This window comes from Burkholderia arboris (genome assembly GCF_902499125.1).
GTDB classification, from domain to species: Bacteria; Pseudomonadota; Gammaproteobacteria; order Burkholderiales; family Burkholderiaceae; genus Burkholderia; species Burkholderia arboris.
Genome location: NZ_CABVPX010000003.1, coordinates 150,293 through 170,016, shown reverse-complemented (window position 1 = coordinate 170,016; position 19,724 = coordinate 150,293). Strand labels below are relative to the sequence as shown.

The following is a 19,724-nucleotide window of genomic DNA, read 5'->3' as shown; positions in this document are numbered from 1 at the left end:
CCCGCCGCGAGGAATTCCCGATGACATTCGACACGCTCGTCCTGGGCGGCGGCATGATCGGCGTATCGGTCGCCGTTCATCTGCAACAGCGCGGCCTGTCGGTCGTGCTCGTCGACCGCAAGGCGCCCGGCAACGAAACGTCGCTCGGCAACGCCGGGTTGATCCAGCGCGAAGGCGTGTACCCGTATGCGTTTCCGCGTGGCTTCGGCACGTTGCTGAAATACGCATGCAACCGCTCGCCCGACGTCCGCTATCACGCCGGTGCGCTGCCGAAGCTGATCCCGTTCCTGTACCGCTACTGGCGCAATTCGCATCCGGCGCGCCATGCCGAGATCGCACGTGCGTATGCGCCGTTGATCGAACACTGCGTGACCGAGCATCGCGCGCTGATCGAAGCGGCCGGCGCCGGCGAATTGCTGCGTGAAGGCGGCTGGCTGAAGGTGTTCCGCACGGCGGCGACGCGCGATGCCGAAACGCGCGACGCCGAGCGCTGGCGCGCCGAATACGGCGTGACGTTCGACGCACTCGATGCGGCGGCGCTGCGCGACGCGGAGCCGCACCTGAGCCGCGCGCTGCTCGGCGCGCTGCGCTATACGGATTCCGATTCGATCAGCGATCCGAATGCGCTCGTCACGGCTTACGCGCGGCACTTCGAGCAACTCGGCGGCCGCATCATGACTGGCGATGCGCTGACGCTGTCGGCCGCGAACGGCTGGCGTGTCGACACCGCGCAAGGCCCGGTCGACGCGCGCGCGGCGGTCGTCGCGCTCGGCCCGTGGTCGGACCTGCTGTGCGAACGGCTCGGCTATACGCTGCCGCTCGCGGTCAAGCGCGGCTATCACATGCACTACGCGCCGCAGCCGGGCGCACGGCTGCACCGGCCCGTGCTCGATGCGGACAGCGGCTTCCTGATTACGCCGATGACGCGCGGCATTCGCCTGACGACCGGCGTCGAACTCGGCGATCGCGACACGCCGCCCACGCCGGCCCAGCTCGCCGCCGTCGAACCGGTCGCGCGCGAGCTGTTTCCGCTCGGCGCACGTGTCGACGGCACACCGTGGCTGGGCCGCCGGCCGTGTACGCCCGACATGCTGCCCGTGATCGGCGCGGCGCCGCGCCACCGCGATCTGTGGTTCGCGTTCGGGCATGCGCATCACGGCTTCACGCTCGGCCCCGTGACCGGCCGGCTGATCGCCGACCTGATGACCGGCGCGCAACCGTTCGTCGATCCGGCGCCGTTTCGCGTCGAACGTTTCCTTCACGGCCGCTGAACCGGCGACCGTGCGCTGCAGCAGGGCGGCCGGCACACGACGCCGGCCGCTCCGTCCAGCGGCCGGCCCATCCGGCTCGCCGCAACGATCAACGACTGGAGACAACATGCAACAGCACACGATGCGGCGCGCGCCAGATTTCGTTCATGGCGCTCGGCATGGCCATCGGCGTCGGCCTGTTCCTCGGCTCGGCGTCCGCGATCAAGGCGGCCGGGCCCGGCGCGCTCGTCGCGTACCTGATCGGCGGCGCGATGATCTTCCTGATCATGCGCGCGCTCGGCGAGATGGCCGTGCACCGGCCGGTGTCCGGCTCGTTCGGCGCGTATGCGTTCGAATACGTCGGGCCGTTCGCCGGCTACGTGGTCGGCTGGAGCTACTGGCTGCTGATGGTCGGTGTCGGCGTCGCGGAGACGACCGCCATCGGCATCTACATGGGTTTCTGGTTTCCGGACGTGCCGCAGTGGCTGTGGGTCGTGTCGGCGATCGCCGCGATCTCGGGCTTCAACCTGCTCAACGTGAAGGTGTACGGCGAGCTGGAGTTCTGGTTCGCGATCGTGAAGGTCGTGACGATCGTGCTGATGATCGCGGGCGGCGCGCTGATCGTGTTCACGGGGATCGGCCATCACGGCGAGCCGGTCGGGCTGTCGAACCTGTGGCGCCACGGCGGCGTGTTCCCGCACGGCGTGCTCGGTGTCGTGAGCGCGCTGCCGATCGTCGCGTATTCGTTCGCGGGCGTCGAGATGATCGGCCTCACGGCCGGCGAGGCGCGCGAGCCGCAGAAGATGATCCCGCGCGCGATCAACTCGGTGCTGTGGCGCATCCTGATCTTCTACGTCGGCGCGCTGTTCATCATCATGGCGCTGTATCCGTGGAATGAACTCGGCGAGCACGGCAGCCCGTTCGTCACGACGTTCGAATCGCTCGGGTTGCGGCAGGCGGCCGGCATCGTCAACTTCGTGGTGGTGACCGCGGCGCTGTCGAGCTTCAACTGCATCGTGTTCAGCGGGGCGCGCATGCTGTCGAGCATGGCGGAGAACGGCCTTGCCCCCGCGTCGTTCGCGGCGCTGAGCGCGAGCGGCTCGCCGTCGCGCGCGGTGCGGGCGACGGTGCTGTTCATGTCGGTCGGGGTGGTGCTGAACTACGTGATTCCCGCGCGGGTGTTCGGCTGGCTGATGTCGTTCCTGTCGTTCGACGTGGCCGTGATCTGGGCGATGATCGTGCTGACGCACATGCGGTTCCGGCGCGCGCTGGCCGCGCGCGGCGAGACGGTGGCGTTCCGCTTGCCGGGGGCCCCGGTCACGTCGTGGATCTGCCTGGTGTTCGTCGCGTTCGTGTTCGTGATGCTCGGCGTCGATCCGTCGACGCGCGGCTCGCTGGTGGCCGGTGCGGTGGTGATGGCGCTGATGGCGATCGCTTACCGGCGTTCGCGGCATCTGCAGGCCGCTGCGCGGTCGGCGCGCGTCGCACCCGGGGCCGGGCGCGTGTGAAGGCAACGCCGACGCCGCGCCGAATCCGCTGCGCCCGACGTCGAACGTCCGACGTGCGCGCGATCAGGTCACGCGCACGCCAGCGGCATCAATAACGCGACAGCTGGTTGCCGTTGATCTGCACGCGGTCGCCCGGACGCAGGTTGCCCGGCGACTGCACGTCGAACGAGCGCATCGAGCCGTCGCTGACCTGCACGTCGATCCGGTAGCTGCTCGGTCCTTGCGCGGCGCCCATCTGCTGGCCGATCTGGTTGCCTGCCACCGCACCGCCGAGCGCGCCGATCACGGTCGCCGCATCGCGGCCGTGACCGCGGCCGACCTGGTTGCCGAGCACGCCGCCGATCAGCGCGCCGACGACGGTGCCGGCCACGCCCGACGGGCCGACCGAGCCGTTGACCGGCTGGATGTTCGCGACGGTGCCGTATTGCGCGCCGTACGGGTTCGCGTATTGCTGTTGCTGATTGCCGTACTGGTCATACGGCTGCGTGCCGTACTGCGACTGGTTGCCATACTGATCGTACGGCTGCGGCGCCTGGTTCGGATACGCCGGCTGTTGCTGCACGTAGCCCGGTTGCGAATACGCGGGCTGCGCGTAGCCGGGCGTCGCGTATTGCTGCTGCTGCGGATAGCCCGGTTGCGCGCCGTAGTAACCCGGCGCGACGCAGGCGGTCAGCGGAAGCGCCGCCACGGCGACGAGCGAGGCGAACAGAACGGTTTTCGTGGAGGGCATGCGCATCATGATGTTTCCTGCATCGGCGACGTGTCCGCCGATGGATTCCCGTCACGGGTGGCGAACTCGGCGTGAGTATAAGGAATGGCCGGATGCACGTCCGGTGCGGCCGGGTAACAACGTGTAAAGTCTGTTGCCGCGTAAATCGCCGGTCGGGCGGGGCGTTCGAGCCATCGCCAGCAAGGGCGCGAAGCGGCTTCCGGTCATCCGCGTGCCGGCCATGCGGCCCGCGCGTTTCAGGCGGCCAATCCGTCGTTTTCCCCTGCGATCGAACCCCATCGCCGCGCCAGGCCCGGCGGGCATGCGCGCCACACATCGCGAAATCGAATGCGCGGCATCGCGACATTTAATTGGCCTCGGGCGGTACCGTCCGATATCGTGGCCGCATTCCCTGCCGATGGTCGCGCCGCGCCGGCTGCGGTTCCTTCCCCTGTCCGCGCCGGTGTCGCGCAGCGACCGCCCCACATTCCAAGCCATGACCGAACGTATTTTCATCAACGCCGTCGATGCCGGCGGCCAGCCCATCAACCTCGTCGTCCGTGACGGCCGCTTTACCGCGATCGGCGCCGATTGCGCAGCCGCGCCGGGCGCGGAGACGATCGACCTCGACGGCCGCGTCGTGCTGCCCGGTTTCGTCGACGGTCACATCCACCTCGACAAGAGCTTCGTCGGCGATCGCTGGGTGCCGCACGAATCGGTCGGCTCGCTGCGCGAGCGGCTCGCGGTCGAGAAGCGCCAGCTCGCCGCCGCGCCGCCGATCGTCGAGCGCGCCAACGCGCTGATCGCGCAGGCCGCCGCGTTCGGCACGATCGCGATGCGCAGCCATGTCGACGTCGATGCGACGACGGGCCTGTCGAACCTGCAGGCCGTGATGGCCGCGCGCGAACAATGGCGCGGGATCGTCGACATCGAGCTGGTCGCGTTTCCGCAGGCCGGCGTCGTGACGTGCCCGGGCACCGCCGGGATTCTCGACGCAGCGGTGCGCGAAGGCGCGGACGTGGTCGGCGGAATCGACCCGACGACGCTCGACGGCGACGCTGACGGCCAGCTCGACATCGTGTTCGGCATCGCCGAGAAGCGCGGCGCGAAGATCGACATCCACCTGCACGAGCCGGGCGAAACCGGCATCGCGCAGCTGCTGCGGATCGCGGCGCGCACGCGCGCGGCCGGGCTCGGCGGGCGCGTGAACGTGAGCCATGCGTACGCGCTCGGCGAGGTGAGCGATGACGACGTGCAGCGCACTGCCGCGGCACTGGCCGAAGCGGGCGTGTCGATCCTGACGAACGCGCCGGGCGACTGCGCATTCCCGCCGGTGCAGCAACTGCGCGGCGCGGGCGTGCACGTGTTCGCGGGCAACGACAACATCCGCGACGCGTGGTGGCCGTACGGCAACGGCGACATGCTGCAGCGCGCGATGATGGTCGGCTACCGGTCGGGTTTCTACACCGACGAAGCGCTCGGCGTCGCGCTCGACATGGCGACGCACGCGGGCGCGCGCGCGATCGGCAAGGAACACTACGGCATCGCGGTCGGCTGCGACGCGAGCTTCGTCGCGGTGCGCGCGCCGAACGCGGCCGCCGCCGTCGCGGGCGTGCCGGCCGAGCGCTGGGTATTCCGCCGCGGCGAAAGCGATACGGGCGCGCCGTTCGCCCCGTCGCTGCGCTTCACGCGCTGACCCATTGACCGGCGGCACGGCATGCGCCGTGCCTGCTTCGCACTGACCGACCTCACCGGAACCGACATGACGAACCTGCTGATCCGCAACGTCCGCACGAGCGCCGACACGGCGCTCGACATCCTGATCGAAGGCGACCGCATCGCGCGCGTCGGCCCGTCGCTCGACGCGCCTGCGGGCTGCGCGATCGAGGACGGCGCGGGCGCGCTTGCGCTGCCTGGCCTCGTCGAAGGCCACACGCACCTCGACAAGACCCATTGGGGGCTGCCGTGGTATCGCAACCAGGTCGGGCCGCGCCTCGTCGACCGCATCGAGAACGAACGCCACTATCGCGCGACGAGCGGCCACGACGCGGGTGCCGCATCGCTCGCGCTGGCGCGCGCATTCCTCGCGGCCGGCACGACGCGCATCCGTACGCACGTCGACGTCGATACCGAAGCGGGGCTGCGCCATCTGCACGGCGTGCTCGCGACGCGCGAGACGCTGCGCGGGCAGGTTGAAATCCAGATCGTCGCGTTTCCGCAATCGGGCGTGCTCAAGCGGCCGGGCACCGATGCGCTGCTGTCCGACGCGCTCGGCGCGGGCGCCGACCTGCTCGGCGGGCTCGATCCGTGCGCGATCGAAGGCGATCCGGTCGAGGCGGTGGACGTGCTGTTCGCGATCGCCGAGCGCCACGGCCGCGGGCTCGATATCCACCTGCACGAGCGCGCATCGATGGGCGCGTACTCGCTCGACCTGATCCTGCAGCGCACGGCCGCGCACGGCATGCAGGGGAAAGTCACGATCAGCCACGGCTTCTGTCTCGGCGATATCGCCGAACGTGAGCGCGATGCGCTGCTCGCGCGGATGGCCGAACTCGGCGTGGCCATCGTCACGACCGCGCCGGCGGCGGTGCCGGTGCCGTCGGTGGTCGCGTGCCGCGCAGCGGGGGTGACGGTGATCGGCGGCAACGACGGCGTGCGCGACACGTGGTCGCCGTACGGTTCGCCCGACATGCTCGAACGCGCGATGCTGATCGGCATGCGCAACGATTTCCGCCGCGACGATGCGCTGGAAGTCGCGCTCGACTGCGTGACGCACAGCGCGGCGCGCGGCTGCGGTTTCGCGGATTACGGGCTGCAGCCGGGCAGCCGCGCGGATGTCGTGCTCGTCGACGCGCTGAGGTTCGCCGAGGCCGTCGTCGCGCGGCCGGTGCGGCGTCTCGTCGTGTCGTCCGGGAAGATCGTCGCGCGCAACGGCGCACTGGTCTGAGCGTCGCGTCGCCCCGGTATGATCCGGTTTTCAGCCGGATCTCCGGGGAGACGACGATGCGACGCACGACAGCGGCACGGGCCGCACGATGGATGGCGGCGACCCTGTTCGCCGTGACGGCCGCGCATGCGGTGGCGGCCGGCCCGGCGGACGCGCAGCAGGAAGCCAACCGGCGGACGGTGCTCGCGTTCTACGAGAAAGGCCTGAACGAGAAGGACGCCGACGCCGCGCTCGCGTATGTCGGCGATCGCTACGTGCAGCACAACCCGAATGCGGCCGACGGCCGCGACGGCTTCCGCAAGTTCGTCGCCTTTCTGCGCGACAAATACCCGCAGTCGCATAGCGAGATCAAGCGCTCGTTCGTCGACGGCGACTACGTGATCCTGCACGTGCATGCGGTGCGCGAACCGGGCACGCGCGGCAGCGCGATCATGGATATCTTCAAGCTCGAGAACGGCAAGATCGTCGAGCACTGGGACGTGAACCAGCCGGTGCCCGAGCAGGCCGCGAACGGCAACACGATGTTCTGATGCAAGCGGGGCGCAGCACGCCGCGCCCGGTTCCCTGCTGCCGAATGAAACACGCAGCGCCTACTGCCTCTCGAGTTCCAGCATGGCCGCGAGCGTCTTCGTCAGTTCGCTGACCATCGGGTCGGCGGTCGGGCGGTGCAGGATCGCGATGTCCATGTTCTCGATCGGCTCGAAGCCCTGTTTCGCGGTCAGCACGACGTGCTCGTCGGTCACCACGCGCGCGGGCAGCACGCTGATGCCGAGCCCGTCCGCGACGGCGGCCTGGATGCCGCTCAGGCTCGACGTCGTGAAGCTGATCCGCCAGCGGCGGCCGCGCTCCTCGATCGCCTTGATCATGTCGTCGCGGTAGAGCCCGCGCGGTGGAAACACGACGATCGGCACCGGGTCGAGATCGATCGACGGATGCTTCGCGCTGTCGATCCAGCGCAGCTTCTCGGGCCAGCGCACGACGGCTTCGCGGCTGTCGCGCCGCTGCTTGATCAAGACGAGGTCGAGTTCGCCGCGGTCGTATGCGGCGCTGATGTCACGGCTCAACCCGCACATCACTTCGAGCTTGACCTGCGGATGCTCGCGCTTGAACGCCGCGAGCGCGTGCGTCGTCCGGCCCGCCGCGAAATCGTCGGGCACGCCGAGCCGGATCGTCAGCGCGACCGTCGCGCCCGACAGCGCTTCCAGCATCTCGTCGTTCAGCGCAAGCATGCGCCGTGCATAGCTGAGCACCGTCACGCCCGCATCGGTCGGCCGCACGTCGCGCGTACCGCGGTCGAGCAGGCGGTGGCCGGCGATTTCCTCGAGCCGGCGCACCTTCTGGCTGACCGTCGACTGCGTCGAATGCAGGCGCGCGGAAGCCGTCGTGAAACTGCCGCAGTCGGCGACCATCACGAGCGCGCGCAACAGGTCGATGTCGAACAGGGGTCTATTCATTTCTGCACTTCTGTGGATTCGAACATTTCATTTCCAAATGCCTGCGACGACTTTTAACATGACCGGACGCCGCGGGCAATCGCGGTTTCGCCGGACCCGGCGCGGCGTGGTGGGGTGCCGTGCCGGCGCCTGACGCATCGCATCGGCCGCGCATCGGCGTGCGCGGCGCGCAAGGAGGAAACGGGATGTTTTTCAAACGGATCGCGATCGTCGGCTCGTTTGCGTTGACGACGCTGACGTCGGCCGTGGCCGCCGCCGACGGCGGCGCGCCCGAGAACCGGCTGCGCAGCGCGGCCGACCGTGGCGACGCGGGCGAAGTGCGCACGCTGCTCGAGCACGGCGCACAGATCGATTCGCGCGACGGGCAGGGCCGTACCGCGCTGCTGATCGCGACGCACGGCAATCACGCCGAGGCGGCGCGCGTGCTGATCGACGCGGGCGCGGACGTCAATGCGAAGGATGCGATCCAGGACAGTCCGTACCTGTATGCGGGGGCGCGCGGCTATCTCGACATCCTGCGGATGACGCTCGCGCACGGCGCCGATTTGCGCAGCACGAACCGGTATCGCGGCACCGCGCTGATTCCTGCGTCGGAGCGCGGCCATGTGGAGACGGTGCGCACGCTGATCGATGCGGGCGTGAACGTCGACCACGTGAATCGGCTCGGCTGGACCGCGCTGCTGGAGGCAATCATGCTCGGCGACGGCAGCGAGCGCTTTGTGCGGATCGTGCAGTTGCTCGTCGACGGGCACGCGGACGTCGATCTGGCCGATTCGAACGGTGTGACGCCGCTGCAGCATGCGCGGCAGCGCGGGTATGGCGCGATCGAGCGGGTGCTGGCGGCGGCGGGGGCGCGGTAGGGTTTAGCGGGGGCAGGAAGGTGCTGCGGTTAGATCCACACTTTCCGATAGAGGTGCAGCGCCTGCGACCATGCGGCAAGGTTTTTCCAGATGGACAGCAGCGGGGTGCCAGAGCGTTCCGCGGCTTCCTCGGCCGCCTGCACGACGACGGGTAGCGGCACCTCGTCGAGAATGACGGCGAACTGCGATGCATACCCTGCCGGGATGTGCCCGGTGGCCAATGCGTCGACCAGTCGCCGCTCGGTCAATTCACCTTTGCAACTGACGTTTGCACTCACGACGGCCTTGTAGAGGTCCCTTTGAGCGGGCCGCGCACGGGTCACGAGTTCGATGCCGAGCAATGCGAGCAACGGAATCAGCTTGTTGATGCCGAGCTCGTTGAGCTTGCCCGATTCGAGCTGGTTGACGGTGAGGCGAGACAGCCCGGCGAGCTTGGCCAATCGGGCCTGTGTGAGGGCGAGTTCCGCTCTCCGTTTCGCCACGGCCTGACCGATCTCATTGAGTTGCATGCGGGCCCCCAGGCACGGATTCAGCAGCGCATGAATATAAGGGCTATCTTGCATCGTCGAACGCGTTATCGTGTTCGAGCGATTTGCCATACGGTATAGGGCGCGTTGTCAACGCCGCCGATTCAGCATCGGGCGCGCCTTCACGTCGATCTCCGGTATAGACACCCTAATCCAGCGAACATCCGGAAAAACGCGCTCTGTGGCTGAGGGGCGTCGCGCAGGGTAAACACCCGAAAACCCCGCGATAAGGCCGCCAATCAAGCGCGATCCCGCTTGCCCGATCCCCCTCGCCCGTCAATCCGCCACGTCCCCGCATTCCTCCGCTTGCGCTCATAAATTGAGCGGTCTAGACTGCATCGCAGTTTCATCGAAGTCCCGTCTTTCGCGCACCGTGCCGGCGTCCCGGCGCGGCGCCCACCACCGGACGCCGGCGCTGCCCGCCGCGTCGAGACCTTCAAGGACACGCCATGAACCGCACTGCAAAGCTCCTCGTTACCGCGCTGGCGTTCGCGCCGCTCGTGTCGTTCGCCCAGGACACGTCGACGATCCGCTGGGGTATCGACCCCACGTATCCGCCGTTCGAGGCGAAGCAGCCCGACGGGTCGCTCGCCGGCTTCGACATCGACCTGCGCAATGCGATCTGCGAGCAACTGCATGCGAAGTGCGTGTGGGTCGAGCAGGGCTTCGACGGGATGATTCCGGCGCTGCGCGCGCGCAAGTTCGACGTGATCATGTCCGCGATGACGGCCACCGACGAGCGGCTCAAGCAGATCGACTTCTCGAACAAGCTGTATGCGTCACCGGGCGCGCTCGTTGCGCCGGTCGGCTCGAAGCTGCTGCCGACCGCCGCGTCGCTCGCGGGCAAGCGCATCGGGATCGACCAGGGCACGACGCAGGAGGCGTATGCGAAGGCCGAATGGGCGACCCAGGGCGTGACGATCGTCTCGTACCAGAATCAGGACCAGGTGTACCAGGATCTCGTCAACGGCCGCCTCGACGCGACGTTCCAGGACAAGACGCAGGCCGGCTACTCGTTCCTGAAGACGCCGCGCGGCAAGGGCTACGCGTTCGCGGGCCCCGACGTGACCGACGTGCGGATCACCGGCTACGGCGTCGCGATGGGCGTGCGCAAGGGCGACGCCGACATGAAGAAGCGGCTGAACGACGCGATCGTCGCGATCCGCGCGAACGGCACATATCAGAAGATCGCCGCGAAATACTTCGACTTCGACATCTACGGCACGAAGCAGCAGCTGACTTCGGCACCGTGATTCCGTGACTCATTCCATCGACAGGCACACCATGACGAGTATCCACGATCGCGTCGCGCAAGCCGTGACGCCCGAACTGATCGCCGCGTTCCGCGAGGAAGGTGCGGTCTGCATCAAGGGCATCTTTTCGCCCGACGAAGTGGCCGCGCTGCGGGCCGGCATCGATACGAATCTCGCGCAGCCGAGCGAACGCGCGAAAGTGGCGAGCCGGCCCGACGATCCGGGCTGGTTCTTCGAGGATTTCTGCAACTGGCAGCACAACGACGCGTATCGCGATTTCATCGTGCGCTCGCCGGCGCCGTCGGTCGCCGCCGCGCTGATGGGGACCGAGAACGTGCGGCTGCATCACGACCACCTGCTCGTGAAGGAGCCCGGCACGCGGCAGCGCACGCCGTGGCACCAGGACCAGCCGTACTACAACATCGAAGGCGACGACAACGTCAGCATGTGGATTCCGGTCGATCCGGTGCCGCTCGAATCGACGCTGGAGTTCGTCGCGGGCTCGCATCGCGGGCCGTGGCTGATGCCGCGCACGTTCATGGACAAGGAGGCGAAGTGGTTTCCCGAAGGCAGCCTCGCGGACCTGCCCGACATCGAAGCCGATCGCGCGGCGTTCCCGATCCGCCACTGGGCGCTCGAGCCCGGCGACATGGTGTGTTTCCGGATGCTGACGCTGCACGCGTCGGGCGGGACGCAGAACCGCCGGCGAGCGTTCTCGATCCGCTTCGTCGGCGACGATGTCCGTCACGCGCCGCGCCGCTGGAAGACGTCGCCCGATTTCCCCGGGCTCGCGGAGCAGCTGGCCGACGGCGCAACGCTCGACCACCCGCTGTTTCCGGTCGTGTGGTCGCGCGGCGCGGGGCAGGTTGGCGCGATCTGAGCCGCGCCGGTCACGAACACGGCGGCCGTTTCATCACGAACACGGCGGCCGTTTCATCACGAAACGGCCGCCCGGTGCTTGTTGCGGATGACGAACGGTCAGGTCGGGTGGCGCCCGGCGCCCGGCTTGAAGCGCGAGCCGAGCCGGTAGCGGTTGCCCGGATGCAGGAAATGCACGAACGTGACGGGCAGCCCGTCCGTCCAGGTGCGGCGCGTGAGCGTGAGGCACGGCTCGTCGGCGCGCATGTCGAGCAGGCGCGCCTGCTCGGCGGTCGGCAGCGACGCGTCGACAACGTGCTCGATTTCCAGTTCGTAGTGCGACACGTTGTTGAACAGGTACTCGGACGGCGGCTCGGCCTGGAAATCCTGGTCGATGAAGCCGGGCGCGGCGGCCGGGTTCACGTAGCGGTCCTCGAGCTGGATCGGGCGGCCGTTTTCCTCATGCACGCACACCACATGGAAGACCGGCGTGTTGACCGCCAGGCCGAACGCGGCCGCAACGTCGAACGACGCAGGCTCGCTCGACCGGCTCAGCACGCGACAGCGATATTCGTGCCCGCGTGCGCGGATTTCGTCGCGGATGTGCGCGATCATCAGCAGGTTCGACTGCGGCTTCACCTCGGCGACGAAAGTGCCGACGCCCGCGATGCGCTTGAGCACGCCTTCCTCGGTCAGCTCGCGCAGCGCGCGGTTGACCGTCATGCGCGCGACGCCGAACTGCGCGGCGAGATCGAGCTCGGACGGGATGCGATCGCCGGGGCGCCAGTCGCCGGACTCGACGTTCTGGCGAACGAGCGTCTTGATCTGCTGGAACGGGGCGGTGGCCTTCGTGACCATCGGGGATCCTTGCGCGAAGAAGTGACGAGGCTAGTCGTCGTGACTGACGATGACCAGGATCTCCGCCTGCGCGGTGCCGAGGCTGCGCGTGCGGTGCGGGATGAGTGCGTTGAAATAGACTGAATCGCCGGTCTTGAGTTGCACCGTCTCGTTCGGAAATTCGATTTCGACGCGCCCCTTGTGCACGAACAGGAATTCCTCGCCCTCGTGCTCGCGGAACGTCGACGCGACGAATTCGTGCGGCGGGTGCACGACGAATGGCAGCATCTTCTTCGGCGCGACGCCGGCCGCAATGCTTTCGAAGCGGTGCGCGTGGCTGTCGGCCGCCGCGCCCATCGCCGTGCGCTCGCCGGCGCGCGTGACCGTGATCAGCTCGCGGTTGTGGCTTTCCGAGAACAGCTGCTCGACGTCGACGTTCAGCGCCTTCGACAGCTTCAGCGCGACCGCGATCGACGGCACGCTCAGGCCGCGCTCGACCTTCGACAGGTAGCTCTTGGTGAGGCCCGTCTCGTCGGCCAGCACATCGAGCGTCCAGCCCTTCTGTTTTCTGAGCAGCTTCAGGCGAATCGTCATGGGGCGCCAGGTGTCCTTCGAAAAACCGATTGTAACGCATGACACAAAGTGTCCTGTGGTGTATCGTGTGTCACGTGGTGCCGGGGAAACGGCCGCGGACGGCGCGGCAGACCCGATCCAATCAGGAGGCGAACATGGCGGAAACGCTGCATTTGACGAAGGAAGCGCTGGTCGCGCTGGCGGAGCGGCGGCTTGAGAGCGAAGTGGGCGACAGCGGCTGGTCCGCGCGGCAGAAGCTCGCGCTCACGTGCCGGATCCTGTTCGACGCCGGTCACGACTCGGGCCTGGCCGGACAGATCACCTGCCGTGCGGCCGACGCCGGCACGTATTACACGCAGCGGCTCGGGCTCGGGTTCGACGAGATCTCGGCCGCGAACCTGCTGCACGTCAACGAGGATCTCGACGTGGTCGACGGCGAAGGGATTCCGAACCCGGCCAACCGGTTCCATACGTGGATCTACCGTGAGCGCCCGGACGTGAACTGCATCATCCATACGCATCCGGCGCACGTCGCGGCGCTGTCGATGCTCGAGCAGCCGCTCGTCGTGTCGCACATGGACACCTGCCCGCTGTACGACGATTGCGCGTTCCTGAAGGACTGGCCGGGCGTGCCGGTCGGCAACGAGGAGGGCGAGATCATCTCGAAGGCGCTGGGCAGCAAGCGCGCGATCCTGCTGTCGCATCACGGCCAGCTCGTGGCCGGCAAGACCATCGAAGAGGCCTGCATTCTCGCGCTGCTGATCGAGCGGGCCGCGAAACTGCAACTGCTCGCGATGTCGGCCGGCGAGATCAAGCCGGTGCCGCCCGCGCTGGCGAGGGAAGCGCACGACTGGATCTCGAAGCCGAAGCGCGATGCGGTGACGTTCGACTACTACGCGCGCCGCGCGTTGCGTACACATCGGGACTGCGTCGCGTGAATGCGTGCGTCGTTTCCACCTTGTCAGACAATCATTGAGGAATACACATCGTGTCCATCCTGCTGCAAGGCATCATTGCCTACCCGGTCACGCCGTTCGCCGCTGATGGCGGCGTCGACCTGAAAACGCTCGACGCGCTGATCGAGCGACTCATTGCCGACGGCGTTCACGCGATCGCCCCGCTGGGCAGTACCGGCGAAAGCGCATACCTGTCCGACGCCGAATGGGAGGCCGTCGCCACCGCGTCGATTCGCGCGGTGCGCCGGCGCGTGCCGACCGTCGTCGGGATTTCCGACCTCACCACGGCGGGTGCGGTGCGCCGTGCACGTTTCGCCGAGCAGGCCGGCGCCGATGCGGTGATGGTGCTGCCGGTGTCGTACTGGAAGCTCGGCAACGACGAGATCGTCGCGCACTACCGCGCGATCGGCGACGCGATCGGCATCCCGATCATGCTGTACAACAACCCGGCGACGAGCGGCGTCGACATGCTGCCTGACCTGATCGCGACGATCTGCCGGAGCGTCGACAACGTGACGATGGTCAAGGAGAGTACCGGAGACATCGGCCGGATGCACCGGCTCGCGCAGTTGAGCGACGGGACGATCCCGTTCTACAACGGCAGCAATCCGATGGCGCTCGCCGCGCTGGCCGCCGGTGCGGCCGGATGGTGCACGGCCGCGCCGAACCTGAATGCCGCGTTGCCGCTGGCGCTGGTCGACGCGATGCGGACGGGCGATCTGGCGCGTGCCAGGGCGGTGTTTCACGCGCAGTTGCCGTTGCTGCAGTTCATCGTCAACGGCGGGTTGCCGGTGACCGTGAAGGCCGGTCTCCGGCTGCGCGGCTTTGACGCCGGCGAGCCGAGGAAGCCGCTGCTGCCGCTTGGCGAAGCACGCACACGCGAACTCGAACGCTTGCTTGCAGCATTGCCGGACGGTGTGACGGCATGAGCGAAGACGCACGGCCGGCGATCGCGGCCGCCATCGGCGCGGTGCGCGTCGGCACGAGCCGGCCGCTGGCCGGCACGCCGCATGCGAGCGCGATCGACAAGCAGCCGGTCGATGCACGCCTATGGCTGGGCGCGCTCGGCTTCGCCGGCGACGAACAGGCCGATGCGCGGCATCACGGCGGCCCGGACAAGGCGGTCCACCACTATGCACACGACCACTATGCGTGGTGGTCGGAGCAGATCGGCGCGCGCCGCGTGCTCGCGCAGCCGGGCGCGTTCGGCGAGAACCTGTCGACGCACGGCGTGACCGAGCGCGACGTCTGTCTCGGCGATGTGTTCACGCTGGGCGGTACGGCGCTTCAGGTGTCGCAGTCGCGGCAGCCGTGCTGGAAACTCAACGCACGCTTCGATCATCCGAGGATGGCCGCGCTCGTGCAGCAGAGCGGCCGGACCGGTTGGTATTACCGCGTGCTGCAGGAAGGCTGGGTCGAGGCGGGGGATGGTCTGACGCTGCACGCGCGCCCGTATCCGCAATGGTCGCTGTCGGCGGTGCTCGATGTGCTGTACCGGCGCACGCTCGACATGGCCGCGCTCGATGCGCTGTGCGATGTGCCGTTGCTGCCGCCCGGCTGGCGCAAGATGCTTGAAAAGCGCCGGACGGAGCGGCAGGTCGAAGACTGGACGAAGCGGCTCGAAGGTTGACGGGCCGCGCCGCGGCTTATCGGGCCGGCAGGTTCCGCACGTCGGCCGTCGGCTCGGCGCCGAATGCGTCGCTCAGCGCATAGCCGATCAGCTGACGCGCGGCTGCCTCGGGTGTCGCGAGCGCGCCGCTCGACTTCAACTGGTCGAATTTATCGCGCATCGGGAAGTTGTCGTCGCTGGTCGAGCGGATCGTGGCCTGCATGCCCGTATCGACGACGCCCGGCGCGACGCTGCAGATTCGCAGCGCGCCGTTCGCGTCGAGCGCGACCGCGCGCGCATGGTGATCGAGCGCGGCCTTGGTCGCGCAGTAGATGCTCCAGCCCGCGTATGCGTTGCGGGCTGCGCCGCTCGACAGGTGCAGGATCCGGCATTCGGTCGTGGCCGAAGCCGCTTGTGCGAGTGCGGCCGACAGCATCAGCGGCGCTGCGACGTTCAGGCCGACCGCGCGGGCGACGATCGCCGGGTCTTGCGCGGCGAGCGGACCGATCGGATCGACGATGCCTGCGTTGTTGAACAGCAGCACGAGCGATGCGCCGTCGACGAAGCCGCGTAGCGTATCGCCGGCGAGCCAGGTCGCGACTGCCGCGGAGTCGGACAGGTCGAGTTCGACTTCGGAGAAGCGGTCGCCGGCTTGCGAACCGAGCGACGGGTGACGGCTGCGCGACACGCCGAGCACGGCGATGCCTTCCAGCAGCAGTTGTTCGGCGAGCGACGCGCCGAGGCCGCGAGTATGTCCGGTGACGATGGCGCGCACGTGCGCGGTAGAGGATGCAGTCATGGCGGTGAACCGGTGATGGGGGGAACGATGTTGACGAGCGGAGTGCATGCGCGGCGGCAGCACGATAAGGACGGGCGATGCGTGGAGCCGGCGCGCGAAGACGGTGGCGCGCGGCGCCGCGGATATCGGAACGAACGCATATCGTAGCGCCGGCATGCGCGTCGCGCAAACGCCGGGGCGCACGTGACGGGTGAACGTGCGCCGCCGCGCACACGCATCGCCGCGCGGCACCGGGCGGCCCGATAGGTTGGACAAGAGCGCGCTGCGGCAAGTGCGCGCGCCGGTGCAGCGAGCGGAGCCGGGCCGCGCGCCGCGAGCTATCATATGGCTCGCCCGTGCGCGATGCCGGACGGGCCGCGATCGTTTCCCTTCACCTGCTGCACGCTGCGACGCCACTCATGAACACCACGCCGGATACGCCTACGCCTCGCGCCCTTCGCGAACTCACGCCCCTCGAGGCCCGCATTCTCGGCGTGCTCGTCGAGAAACAGCACACTGTGCCGGATACTTACCCGCTGTCGCTGAACGCGCTGACCGCGGGCTGCAACCAGAAAACCGCGCGCTTGCCCGTGATGAGTGTCAGCGAGGACGAGGTCACGACCGCGCTCGACGAACTGAAGCGCCTGAGCCTCGTGATGGAGGGCAGCAGCAGCCGCGTGCCGCGTTTCGAGCACAACATGAACCGCGTGCTCGGTATCCCGAGCCAGGCGATCGCGCTGCTGACGATCCTGTTGTTGCGCGGCCCGCAGACGGCCGCCGAACTGCGCCTGAACAGCGCGCGCCTGCACGGCTTCGCGGATATCTCGTCGGTCGAGGCGTTTCTCGACGAACTCGCGGCACGCTCGCAGGCGCTCGTCATCCGGCTGCCGCGTGCACCGGGGGCGCGCGAGAACCGCTGGATGCACCTGATGTGCGGTGAAGTGAACATCGCGGACTTCGCAAGCGCGGAGGCCGGCGGCGGCGCGGATTCGGTGCCGCCTTCGGAATTCGAAGCGCTGAAGGCCGAACAGAAGCGCCTCGTGGATGACGTGGCGCGGCTGAATGCGCTGGTCCTGCGGATGGCCGGCGAGCTGGGCATCGACGTCGACGCGCAAGGCGACGCGTCCTGACACGAGCGCCTGCGGTGCGTGTGCATCGCCCGGCCCCGTCGCCACGCGGCCGGGCCGGAGCGCGCTGCGGATACCGGCTGCGCCGCCGCGTTACTTCAGCTTGACGCCCGGTACCAGATAGCGTGCGCCGTCCGGTCTCAGGATCGGCGCGAGCGCCGCAAACGGCACATCGAGTTGTGGCCCGAGACAGGCGCCCATCGCATGACCGATTCCGGATACGACGAACGACAGCTTGCCGGGCGCATCGAGCTCGAACGTCAGATACTGCGGGAACACGTCGGCACACGACAGCGAATCGCCTTCGCCGTCCGTCACTTGCTGACCGTGTGTTGCCTTGTCGCGCAACTGCGTAATGAAACTCACCAGCGCGGGGCTCGTTCCCGGGTCGCCGTCCTTGCCTGCCGTAGCCGCGTCGATCACGCGATTCCAATCGAGGTACGTACCACGCAGCAGGTCGAACGTGACCGGATCGTAGTGATTGTTTGGATGAGCGCCGCCGCAGTACGTACTGCCCGATGCCACAATGCCGAGTGCCGCAGGTGACAGCCACGTGACCGTCACCTGTTCGTCGTCGTAGCCGCCGAGCGAACCGGCGGCCGGCCCGTCGTCGGAATAGCGGGTCGACGCGCATTCGAGCGCGGCGAGATTCATCTGCCAGTGCTGCTGTTCGAGCAGGAGGTTGACCCGTGCCATGACCGCTGGATCGGGATGGCGGCTCAGACGCGGATACATGAGCTTCGTGCGCGGGTCGCGCCACATTCGGTACGCGACGGTGCCGTCTCCGATCTCGGGGCCAGCCGGCTCCGCGTGCCCGGCAAGCTTCAGCGTGGCATAAGGCGCCTGCCGCATGTCGATGGCCACGCCGCTTGCGATACCGCTGCCGACGCCGCCGGCGATGCTGTTGGTGACGGCTTCGACGGAGCCGGGCGCAACCGCGTCGGGATCGTATTCAGCGATGCGTCGCAGCGTGAAGCTGCGCGTTTTGACGGAGCGTGCATCGGTCCAGCGGCCGCGATAGCCGGCCTTGTCCCGCGTGCCCTGCCAGGTGGCCGCAGCATGATCGAAATCGGCTTGCTCGCGGAATCCCAATGGACTGCGGGCATCGTCCGGCAACTGCGTTCGCACGAGCGGTTCGATCAGTTGCGCGGGCGTGCCGTGCAGCGGAATATCGACGCCGTGCTGCGCATAGAAGTAGCGGCCGGAGATTGAACCGTCCTTGGAAGGGTGATCGTCGAGCTCCATGACGACGGTGCCGGCGCCCTGCAGCGTTCCTTCGTAGACGGCGCGCGGCGCGCCATTGGCGAAGCCCGCGTGCAGCGCGGCCAGCAACCCCGCGATTCGGATCAGCGGGCGCATCACCAGCGGCACCCGGTCTGTTCGGATGCGTCGACATCCAGCGCGCGGCCGAACGCCGTCTGCTTGCCGGTGCGCGCATTGGTGTAGGTCATCGAATAGACCATCGCGCCCTGGGTCATCATTTCGTAGCGCCCGTTGATCCTGCCGCCGACCACTTCGACCCAGGTCGTCGTGTACTGGTGCGGACGGCTTTCGTCGAGCACTTCGTCCTCCTCGTGCTCGATCACCAGCGGCAGGGCCGTTTTCGATTGCGCATACCGGACCATGCCGCCCGACCACTTGACCGCATCGTCATAATAGGTGCGCATCTCGAAGCGCACGGGTTTGTCGCCGTCCGACCGGAAGCAGAACACGTCGGTGGACACCTTGGCGAGTGCCGGTAGCGACACGCAGAGCAGCACGGCTGCGAGGACTTTTTTCATGATGGAGCGAGAGAAATGAAGCGGTGCGTCAACCGACGCTGATCCGCGAAGCGCCCGCGTCGACGAGCCGGAAAAGCAGATCCTCGACGGCCGTCTCGGGCGCGGAGCCGAGATCCGCATTGACGCGCCACCCCTGTTCCGTGCGAACCGGTTCCGACAAATAATGAACGATGCCATGCAGGCCGTCTTCGGCCGGCGTGTTCTCGTCGTCGACGTCGAACCACGCGAAGAACCACGTCTTGAACGCATCGGCCGCCGCGCTTTCGTCGAGACCATCGGCCTCGATCGTGGCCCAGTCCCATACGAACGGACGGATCGACACGGCCGCCGTTTCGAGGTTGAACGCCAGCGGCTCGAACGCCAGTTGCGCGGCGGAATCGACCATCGTCGGCTGGCCGGCCGATTCGCCTTCGGTCGCGATGATGTCGGCCCGGCACGGCAGCGCGAGCGGCCCTTCGGTGGCGAGCGTGCCGTCGGGGCGCCGGTAGGCCGGTTCGACGATCATGGCCGGTTGTGCAGCCGCTTTCGCGAGCAGGTCGGCATACGGTTGGCGGATGGCGCGGAGCAGTTCGGAGACGGTCATCGTGGCGTGTCGGTCGGGCAGGGAACGATCGGTTGCTGGCAGACGGCGTGCGGCGCGACCGGCGTCGCACGACGCGGCCGCTTCGGCACCGGACAGCCGTGATCGTACGGCACT

The 19,724-nt window shown here is 68.1% G+C and carries 21 protein-coding genes; 12 read left to right on the top strand and 9 right to left on the bottom strand.

Features of this window, described 5'->3' with window-relative positions; all coding sequences use genetic code 11:
• The first annotated feature begins 20 nt into the window (after positions 1 to 20).
• Both BLA15945_RS05195 and BLA15945_RS05190 read left to right on the top strand, forming a co-directional pair.
• Positions 21 to 1,271: an NAD(P)/FAD-dependent oxidoreductase gene (locus BLA15945_RS05195; RefSeq protein ID WP_059238433.1), complete on the top strand. Its 1,251-nt coding sequence runs from the start codon at positions 21 to 23 to the stop codon at positions 1,269 to 1,271.
• Between the two features lie 146 nt (positions 1,272 to 1,417).
• Positions 1,418 to 2,758, top strand: a complete 1,341-nt coding sequence (locus BLA15945_RS05190) for an amino acid permease (RefSeq protein WP_217468143.1) — start codon at positions 1,418 to 1,420, stop codon at positions 2,756 to 2,758.
• An 88-nt stretch (positions 2,759 to 2,846) separates the two neighbouring features.
• Here the strand turns inward: BLA15945_RS05190 and BLA15945_RS05185 are convergent, their stop codons facing one another.
• The gene (locus tag BLA15945_RS05185) at positions 2,847 to 3,497 is read right to left on the bottom strand and encodes an outer membrane lipoprotein (protein WP_059238436.1); all 651 of its coding nucleotides are present in this window, start codon (positions 3,495 to 3,497) and stop codon (positions 2,847 to 2,849) included.
• Between the two features lie 466 nt (positions 3,498 to 3,963).
• On the opposite strand from BLA15945_RS05185, the gene BLA15945_RS05180 reads away from it, so the two are divergent.
• The 3 genes from BLA15945_RS05180 (at position 3,964) to BLA15945_RS05170 (ending at position 6,944) form a co-directional block, all read left to right on the top strand.
• On the top strand, positions 3,964 to 5,163 hold the full coding sequence (locus tag BLA15945_RS05180) for an amidohydrolase family protein (protein WP_174991680.1): 1,200 nt from the start codon (positions 3,964 to 3,966) through the stop codon (positions 5,161 to 5,163).
• Positions 5,164 to 5,229: 66 nt separating this feature from the next.
• Positions 5,230 to 6,414 (top strand): amidohydrolase family protein, encoded by a 1,185-nt coding sequence (locus BLA15945_RS05175; protein ID WP_174991679.1) that lies wholly within the window; start codon positions 5,230 to 5,232, stop codon positions 6,412 to 6,414.
• A gap of 56 nt (positions 6,415 to 6,470) precedes the next feature.
• Positions 6,471 to 6,944, top strand: coding sequence for a nuclear transport factor 2 family protein (locus tag BLA15945_RS05170; protein WP_059238440.1), 474 nt, complete (start codon positions 6,471 to 6,473; stop codon positions 6,942 to 6,944).
• A gap of 60 nt (positions 6,945 to 7,004) precedes the next feature.
• On the opposite strand, the gene BLA15945_RS05165 is transcribed toward BLA15945_RS05170, so the two are convergent.
• Positions 7,005 to 7,868 carry a LysR family transcriptional regulator gene (locus BLA15945_RS05165; protein WP_059238442.1) on the bottom strand — a complete coding sequence of 288 codons (864 nt, stop codon included), beginning with the start codon at positions 7,866 to 7,868 and terminating at the stop codon, positions 7,005 to 7,007.
• 185 nt (positions 7,869 to 8,053) lie between these two features.
• Between BLA15945_RS05165 and BLA15945_RS05160 the strand changes: the two genes are divergently transcribed.
• Positions 8,054 to 8,728, top strand: coding sequence for an ankyrin repeat domain-containing protein (locus tag BLA15945_RS05160; RefSeq protein ID WP_174991678.1), 675 nt, complete (start codon positions 8,054 to 8,056; stop codon positions 8,726 to 8,728).
• A 29-nt stretch (positions 8,729 to 8,757) separates the two neighbouring features.
• Here the strand turns inward: BLA15945_RS05160 and BLA15945_RS05155 are convergent, their stop codons facing one another.
• On the bottom strand, positions 8,758 to 9,291 hold the full coding sequence (locus BLA15945_RS05155) for a helix-turn-helix domain-containing protein (protein ID WP_233464123.1): 534 nt from the start codon (positions 9,289 to 9,291) through the stop codon (positions 8,758 to 8,760).
• A gap of 413 nt (positions 9,292 to 9,704) precedes the next feature.
• Here BLA15945_RS05155 and BLA15945_RS05150 point away from each other — a divergent pair, with 413 nt between their 5' ends.
• Together BLA15945_RS05150 and BLA15945_RS05145 are read left to right on the top strand one after the other, a co-directional pair.
• Complete coding sequence (locus BLA15945_RS05150; protein WP_059238446.1) at positions 9,705 to 10,508, top strand: ABC transporter substrate-binding protein; 804 nt, start codon at positions 9,705 to 9,707, stop codon at positions 10,506 to 10,508.
• A 31-nt stretch (positions 10,509 to 10,539) separates the two neighbouring features.
• Complete coding sequence (locus tag BLA15945_RS05145; protein ID WP_174991677.1) at positions 10,540 to 11,388, top strand: phytanoyl-CoA dioxygenase family protein; 849 nt, start codon at positions 10,540 to 10,542, stop codon at positions 11,386 to 11,388.
• A gap of 98 nt (positions 11,389 to 11,486) precedes the next feature.
• On the opposite strand, the gene hutC is transcribed toward BLA15945_RS05145, so the two are convergent.
• Both hutC and BLA15945_RS05135 read right to left on the bottom strand, forming a co-directional pair.
• Positions 11,487 to 12,224, bottom strand: coding sequence for a histidine utilization repressor (gene hutC / locus BLA15945_RS05140; RefSeq protein WP_174991676.1), 738 nt, complete (start codon positions 12,222 to 12,224; stop codon positions 11,487 to 11,489).
• Between the two features lie 30 nt (positions 12,225 to 12,254).
• Positions 12,255 to 12,797 carry a helix-turn-helix domain-containing protein gene (locus tag BLA15945_RS05135; protein WP_048246144.1) on the bottom strand — a complete coding sequence of 181 codons (543 nt, stop codon included), beginning with the start codon at positions 12,795 to 12,797 and terminating at the stop codon, positions 12,255 to 12,257.
• A gap of 134 nt (positions 12,798 to 12,931) precedes the next feature.
• On the opposite strand from BLA15945_RS05135, the gene BLA15945_RS05130 reads away from it, so the two are divergent.
• Genes BLA15945_RS05130 through BLA15945_RS05120 form a run of 3 tightly spaced genes read left to right on the top strand, consistent with a single transcriptional unit; the run spans position 12,932 to position 15,362 of the window.
• On the top strand, positions 12,932 to 13,714 hold the full coding sequence (locus tag BLA15945_RS05130; protein WP_174991675.1) for an aldolase: 783 nt from the start codon (positions 12,932 to 12,934) through the stop codon (positions 13,712 to 13,714).
• 50 nt (positions 13,715 to 13,764) lie between these two features.
• Positions 13,765 to 14,661 (top strand): dihydrodipicolinate synthase family protein, encoded by an 897-nt coding sequence (locus BLA15945_RS05125; RefSeq protein WP_059238454.1) that lies wholly within the window; start codon positions 13,765 to 13,767, stop codon positions 14,659 to 14,661.
• Positions 14,658 to 15,362: an MOSC domain-containing protein gene (locus tag BLA15945_RS05120; protein WP_174991674.1), complete on the top strand. Its 705-nt coding sequence runs from the start codon at positions 14,658 to 14,660 to the stop codon at positions 15,360 to 15,362. Before BLA15945_RS05125 ends, BLA15945_RS05120 begins: the two co-directional genes overlap by 4 nt.
• Before the next feature lie 16 nt (positions 15,363 to 15,378).
• Here the strand turns inward: BLA15945_RS05120 and BLA15945_RS05115 are convergent, their stop codons facing one another.
• Positions 15,379 to 16,140 (bottom strand): SDR family oxidoreductase, encoded by a 762-nt coding sequence (locus BLA15945_RS05115; protein WP_059238458.1) that lies wholly within the window; start codon positions 16,138 to 16,140, stop codon positions 15,379 to 15,381.
• A gap of 398 nt (positions 16,141 to 16,538) precedes the next feature.
• Here BLA15945_RS05115 and BLA15945_RS05110 point away from each other — a divergent pair, with 398 nt between their 5' ends.
• Entirely contained in the window at positions 16,539 to 17,249 is a 711-nt protein-coding gene (locus BLA15945_RS05110; RefSeq protein ID WP_059238460.1) for a YceH family protein, read from the top strand.
• Between the two features lie 90 nt (positions 17,250 to 17,339).
• Here the strand turns inward: BLA15945_RS05110 and BLA15945_RS05105 are convergent, their stop codons facing one another.
• Genes BLA15945_RS05105 through BLA15945_RS05095 form a run of 3 tightly spaced genes read right to left on the bottom strand, consistent with a single transcriptional unit; the run spans position 17,340 to position 19,610 of the window.
• Complete coding sequence (locus tag BLA15945_RS05105) at positions 17,340 to 18,605, bottom strand: hypothetical protein (protein ID WP_174991673.1); 1,266 nt, start codon at positions 18,603 to 18,605, stop codon at positions 17,340 to 17,342.
• Positions 18,605 to 19,027 carry a hypothetical protein gene (locus tag BLA15945_RS05100; RefSeq protein ID WP_059238462.1) on the bottom strand — a complete coding sequence of 141 codons (423 nt, stop codon included), beginning with the start codon at positions 19,025 to 19,027 and terminating at the stop codon, positions 18,605 to 18,607. The genes BLA15945_RS05105 and BLA15945_RS05100 overlap by 1 nt, the downstream gene beginning before the upstream one ends.
• Positions 19,028 to 19,055: 28 nt before the next feature.
• A complete protein-coding gene (locus BLA15945_RS05095) occupies positions 19,056 to 19,610 on the bottom strand; it encodes a hypothetical protein (protein ID WP_174991672.1) in 555 nt (184 codons plus the stop codon).
• Positions 19,611 to 19,724 lie beyond the last annotated feature (114 nt).

Bases quoted from the DNA above. Each gene is read 5' to 3' on its own strand.
- BLA15945_RS05195 (WP_059238433.1), top strand. From the start codon at position 21: ATGACATTCGACACGCTCGTCCTGGGCGGCGGCATGATCGGCGTATCG.
- BLA15945_RS05190 (WP_217468143.1), top strand. From the start codon at position 1,418: ATGGCGCTCGGCATGGCCATCGGCGTCGGCCTGTTCCTCGGCTCGGCG.
- BLA15945_RS05185 (WP_059238436.1), bottom strand. From the start codon at position 3,497: ATGATGCGCATGCCCTCCACGAAAACCGTTCTGTTCGCCTCGCTCGTC.
- BLA15945_RS05180 (WP_174991680.1), top strand. From the start codon at position 3,964: ATGACCGAACGTATTTTCATCAACGCCGTCGATGCCGGCGGCCAGCCC.
- BLA15945_RS05175 (WP_174991679.1), top strand. From the start codon at position 5,230: ATGACGAACCTGCTGATCCGCAACGTCCGCACGAGCGCCGACACGGCG.
- BLA15945_RS05170 (WP_059238440.1), top strand. From the start codon at position 6,471: ATGCGACGCACGACAGCGGCACGGGCCGCACGATGGATGGCGGCGACC.
- BLA15945_RS05165 (WP_059238442.1), bottom strand. From the start codon at position 7,868: ATGAATAGACCCCTGTTCGACATCGACCTGTTGCGCGCGCTCGTGATG.
- BLA15945_RS05160 (WP_174991678.1), top strand. From the start codon at position 8,054: ATGTTTTTCAAACGGATCGCGATCGTCGGCTCGTTTGCGTTGACGACG.
- BLA15945_RS05155 (WP_233464123.1), bottom strand. From the start codon at position 9,291: ATGCAAGATAGCCCTTATATTCATGCGCTGCTGAATCCGTGCCTGGGG.
- BLA15945_RS05150 (WP_059238446.1), top strand. From the start codon at position 9,705: ATGAACCGCACTGCAAAGCTCCTCGTTACCGCGCTGGCGTTCGCGCCG.
- BLA15945_RS05145 (WP_174991677.1), top strand. From the start codon at position 10,540: ATGACGAGTATCCACGATCGCGTCGCGCAAGCCGTGACGCCCGAACTG.
- hutC (WP_174991676.1), bottom strand. From the start codon at position 12,224: ATGGTCACGAAGGCCACCGCCCCGTTCCAGCAGATCAAGACGCTCGTT.
- BLA15945_RS05135 (WP_048246144.1), bottom strand. From the start codon at position 12,797: ATGACGATTCGCCTGAAGCTGCTCAGAAAACAGAAGGGCTGGACGCTC.
- BLA15945_RS05130 (WP_174991675.1), top strand. From the start codon at position 12,932: ATGGCGGAAACGCTGCATTTGACGAAGGAAGCGCTGGTCGCGCTGGCG.
- BLA15945_RS05120 (WP_174991674.1), top strand. From the start codon at position 14,658: ATGAGCGAAGACGCACGGCCGGCGATCGCGGCCGCCATCGGCGCGGTG.
- BLA15945_RS05115 (WP_059238458.1), bottom strand. From the start codon at position 16,140: ATGACTGCATCCTCTACCGCGCACGTGCGCGCCATCGTCACCGGACAT.
- BLA15945_RS05110 (WP_059238460.1), top strand. From the start codon at position 16,539: ATGAACACCACGCCGGATACGCCTACGCCTCGCGCCCTTCGCGAACTC.
- BLA15945_RS05105 (WP_174991673.1), bottom strand. From the start codon at position 18,605: ATGCGCCCGCTGATCCGAATCGCGGGGTTGCTGGCCGCGCTGCACGCG.
- BLA15945_RS05100 (WP_059238462.1), bottom strand. From the start codon at position 19,027: ATGAAAAAAGTCCTCGCAGCCGTGCTGCTCTGCGTGTCGCTACCGGCA.
- BLA15945_RS05095 (WP_174991672.1), bottom strand. From the start codon at position 19,610: ATGACCGTCTCCGAACTGCTCCGCGCCATCCGCCAACCGTATGCCGAC.